Source organism: Chromohalobacter sp. 296-RDG, from assembly GCF_029889885.1.
GTDB lineage: Bacteria > Pseudomonadota > Gammaproteobacteria > Pseudomonadales > Halomonadaceae > Chromohalobacter.
On the sequence record NZ_JARANY010000146.1, the window covers coordinates 1 to 2,381 of the forward strand.

The 2,381-nt window shown below is 48.6% G+C and carries 4 protein-coding genes; all 4 read left to right on the forward strand.

Going from position 1 to position 2,381, the window contains the following annotated elements; all coding sequences use genetic code 11:
* A partial coding sequence (locus OP495_RS17230; RefSeq protein ID WP_280570975.1) for a GNAT family N-acetyltransferase occupies nucleotides 1–368 on the forward strand: 368 nt, incomplete at its 5' end.
* 83 nt (nucleotides 369–451) lie between these two features.
* Nucleotides 452–877 carry an HIT family protein gene (locus tag OP495_RS17235; protein WP_280570976.1) on the forward strand — a complete coding sequence of 142 codons (426 nt, stop codon included), beginning with the start codon at nucleotides 452–454 and terminating at the stop codon, nucleotides 875–877.
* Nucleotides 878–1,052: 175 nt separating this feature from the next.
* A complete protein-coding gene (locus tag OP495_RS17240) occupies nucleotides 1,053–1,613 on the forward strand; it encodes a nucleotidyltransferase family protein (protein WP_280570977.1) in 561 nt (186 codons plus the stop codon).
* A 116-nt stretch (nucleotides 1,614–1,729) separates the two neighbouring features.
* The gene (locus OP495_RS17245; RefSeq protein WP_280570978.1) at nucleotides 1,730–2,209 is read left to right on the forward strand and encodes an OsmC family protein; all 480 of its coding nucleotides are present in this window, start codon (nucleotides 1,730–1,732) and stop codon (nucleotides 2,207–2,209) included.
* Nucleotides 2,210–2,381: the final 172 nt, after the last annotated feature.

The following is a 2,381-nucleotide window of genomic DNA, read 5'->3' on the forward strand; positions in this document are numbered from 1 at the left end:
GACGGAATATGGAAACTTATTACAAAAAACTCGGGATTAGCTGGGATAAGAAAGCATTCGATAAGAACTGGTGCGAATTTGAGAGCTACGAAATAGTCATAAATGACTGCCAAGTTGGAGTGCTTCGGTTGAGTCATGATAATGCGGCATACTATATTCGTGACCTTCAAATCGAGCCTAGCTGGCAACGTCAAGGGGTGGGGGTAAAGGCGATAGATCATACATTTGAGCTGGCCCAACAAGCGGGGTTTCAACTACTTCGGCTTCGTGTGTTTTGCGAGAACCCGGCAGTAAATTTATATAAACGAAGGGGGTTCAGGATTTGCAAAACTGAAGGTGGTACTCACTATATGGAGCGGGAGGTTTAGTTTTCCTGACCAGTGCATGCAAGTGACAACCTGCCGTCGTGCCTCTGCTGCAACCGCTATGCAGAAAATCTGAGGGTAAAAAAATGAGCTGTATTTTTTGCGAGATCGTGGCAGGTAACGTTCCATGCCACAAGATTTGGGAGGACGGTGATCATGTGGCGTTTCTTTCTATTTACCCCAATACGCCTGGTTTTTCAGTGGTCATACCGAAATGCCATTTTCCAAGCTATTTGTTCGCTCAAGATGATGAAGTTGTGACAGCATTGGTGCTGGCTTCAAAGCGTTTAGCGCTTCTGCTCGATGAAAAATTGGATGGTGTTGCGCGTACGGGAATGATGTTCGAGGGCTACGGAGTGGATCATCTGCACGCAAAATTGTTCCCTATGCACGGTACAGGCGAAGACTCTGAATTTAAGCTGGTTGCGTCTAGCGTTGAAAAATACTTCGAGCATTACGAAGGTTATATTTCGTCTCATGACTATAAGCGTGAGGATGATAGTGCCTTGTAGGTACTCGCGGCTAAAATCAGCTGTTAAGCGAATGTATGGTAAAGGAAATAGCGATGAGATATTTTCACTGTGGTTTCATTTTTAATACAAAGCCGTGCGTATTGAGGGCGTCGAGCCGGCAGGTGCTCACTGAAAGGAATCACCGATGATCGTTCCTCTATTCCTTGATAAATGAATGTCAGATAGCGATATGACCTGCGAAGAACAGATCAAGAATTGGCTGGCGCACGATCCCATACGTATGGAGGCGCTTGCCATCGCTTCTGAGAAAAAGTTGCCGGAGTGGTGCATCGCTGCGGGGTTCGTTAGAAACTTGGCTTGGGATAATCTTCATGGGTTTTCATCGGCGACCGATCTGAACGACGTTGACTTGATTTACTTCGATCCACGCGATTGTAGTGAATCTCGTGACCGAGAAATTGAGGATGATTTAAAAAGCATTTCGACGCTTCCATGGTCGGTGAAGAATCAGGTAAGAATGCACGGGCGGAATTCGGACGACCCGTACATTTCAATTGAAGATGCCATGAGTTTCTGGGTAGAGGTGGAAACTGCCGTGGGGGCCAGGTTGGATGAGAGAGGCGAGACAGTGATTGTGGCGCCTTTCGGTATTGAGCGGCTATTCGACTTCACCATCACCTTGAACTCAAAAAGACCAAAGCGGACGGCTTTCGAAGCCAGAATAAAGTCCAAACGATGGCTGGAAATGTGGCCAAGATTGGTGGTGAATGTCTAACGAATCGCTGTCACCGTGGTTGGCCTAAAAAATCGCTGCAATTGACTACCAAAGTGCTGCCGCTTCGCAATTTGGTTACGGCGCTAGCGAGTCATTTATCTAGGGGGGAGCCACCGATGCCACAAAAAGGTGAACACAACTATTCCGCTACCGTCGTCTGGACCGGTAATTCAGGCGAAGGTACGAAGAACTATCGCGCCTTCTCGCGCGACCATGAAATCAGTTGCGGTGAGAAACCAATAATAGCCGGATCGGCGGATCCGGCATTTCTTGGAGACTCGTCTCGCTATAATCCTGAGGAGCTGTTGCTGAGCTCGCTCTCAGCATGCCACATGCTCTGGTATCTACATCTGTGCGCTGACGCCGGCATCACGGTGTCGAGTTACGAGGACAACGCCGAAGGTCGCATGATTGAGACCAAAAGTGGCGGTGGTCATTTCGATAAAGTGACACTCAAGCCCATCGTGAGCATCGGCGAAAACGACGATAGCGAACTAGCGAAGTCTCTTCATGAGAAAGCTCATTCGCTATGCTTCATTGCGAATTCGGTGAATTTTGAGGTCGCGTGTGAAGCCGAAATTCGTTGCGGCCAATAGAAGGCCTGACACTGCGTGACGCATGAACAGGTGCTTTCTGCAAGCAGGAGTGAATATGGAGTCCGAGGCTTTGCCATCACTTCGCGTGGGTGATGTGCTGGAGATCCAGTTCCCAGCCTTTACACCGCGAATCACCATCGAGACGGAAAACGCGCTCACCGTGGAGATCGTT

Coding starts and splice junctions, on each gene's coding strand:
- OP495_RS17235 (WP_280570976.1), top strand. CDS start 452: ATGAGCTGTATTTTTTGCGAGATCGTGGCAGGTAACGTTCCATGCCAC.
- OP495_RS17240 (WP_280570977.1), top strand. CDS start 1,053: ATGTCAGATAGCGATATGACCTGCGAAGAACAGATCAAGAATTGGCTG.
- OP495_RS17245 (WP_280570978.1), top strand. CDS start 1,730: ATGCCACAAAAAGGTGAACACAACTATTCCGCTACCGTCGTCTGGACC.